The 1,416-nt window shown below is 45.6% G+C and carries 1 protein-coding gene and 2 rRNA genes; all 3 read right to left on the bottom strand.

Translation table 11 applies throughout. The annotated features are described in order from the left end of the window. Positions 1-675: hypothetical protein (locus ACYVTD_RS12815; RefSeq protein WP_461248133.1), on the bottom strand; the 675-nt coding region annotated here is incomplete at its 3' end. 275 nt (positions 676-950) lie between these two features. Then, a 5S ribosomal RNA gene (rrf, locus tag ACYVTD_RS12810) occupies positions 951-1,066 on the bottom strand. A gap of 244 nt (positions 1,067-1,310) precedes the next feature. Further along, a 23S ribosomal RNA gene (locus ACYVTD_RS12805) occupies positions 1,311-1,416 on the bottom strand; the annotation flags it as partial.

The raw sequence follows: 1,416 nt of genomic DNA, 5'->3' as shown, positions 1-1,416 counted from the left end.
CCCCTGTACCGCGTTTTCGTACGAAATTTGAACGCCCGGCTCAAGACTTAAAAAGTCAAGAACCTGAACTTCCGCGCCCAAACCTACTCCAAACATGGGAACAACTTTATTGTCAAGCGGAGCCACAATCGTAGGGTTATTTATGTCATTAGTCATTCCCAGTCCGCCTATTAAACCGTCAGGTTTTAACTCTAATAACATTAACGAATAGTCAATAGACGCGCGCACATACAGCCATTTGTTCTTCCAACTGTCGTCTTCCGGAGCGGCTCCCGGCCCTTGCTCAACCTCGTCGTCGGGAAGGTTCGCCATAAGCATAAAAAAGACCAGTTGGCTGTAAAGCAGCATTTCTTCTTCGTCCGTAAAGAAATACTCCATTGAGACAATTTCAGACTGATCGGCCATTTTAACCAGGCTTACGCTAACTTTGGATTTTTGCTGTTCTTCATCGAATGCCGACGCAAATTTGATAACATATTTCGCGCCCGTAACATTGTCGGAAACATCGTATCCTGCGGCTACTGCCTCGACTTTTAGGGCGTAGGTAAAGCCTTCTATGAGGTCCCCGGTGCCGCTTCCCTGTATACTTATCGTAATACCCTTGGGTTTAGCCGCATAAAGGCCGGAAATTGAGAAAAAAAGTATAAATATCACAAATAAGGCTTTTTTAACCATTTGCCACATCATTTAAAGTTTAATATATTTATACCCGATTTACAATGTTTTAAGAAAATTGGCAAAAAAAAAGCCCCAAAAATCAGGGAAAACTCCATGTTTTTAAAATAAAAAAGCCCGGCAACGACCTACTTTCCCACCCCTTAGAGAGGCAGTATCATCAAAAAAGGAACCTCCCTTCACTTCGTTCCGGTCGGTTGAGGTTCGTCGCAAGAGGGCTTAACTTCCGTGTTCGGAAAGGGAGCAGGAAAACGCTATGTTTTTAAAATAAAAAAGCTTGGCGACTATCTACTTTCCCACCCCTTAGAGAGGCAGTATCATCGACGTAAGAGGGCTTGACTTCCGTGTTCGGAAAGGGAACGGGTATAACACCTCCACAATTATCACCAAGCAATTAAAAACTATATCACTATCCTCAAAAAGGGGCAAACCGCTCTTTCCGAACAAATACCCCCCGCAAGTTACACAACTGGCCGTTCTTTATCGCGGACGCGCGCTGAACAAAATACTTGAGGGGTGGCGGTGAAAAAAATGCCGCCTCCGCGCGGCGTTTTTTTCAGCCGACAGGACCCCAAGTAAAATTATCAAGCGCGCGTCCGCAAATAGCGAACCACGGCCAGTTTTGGAACAATAATATGGTCAAGCCTCACGGCAGATTAGTATTGGTCGGCTGAACGCGTTACCGCGCTTAGACCTCCAACCTATCGACCAGGTAGTCTTCCTGGTACCTTTAGGGGGGTT

The sequence above is a fragment of the Treponema sp. R6D11 genome, assembly GCF_054786075.1.
Note: the sequence above shows the minus strand (reverse complement) of the source record. Positions and strands in the feature narration are given on the sequence as shown.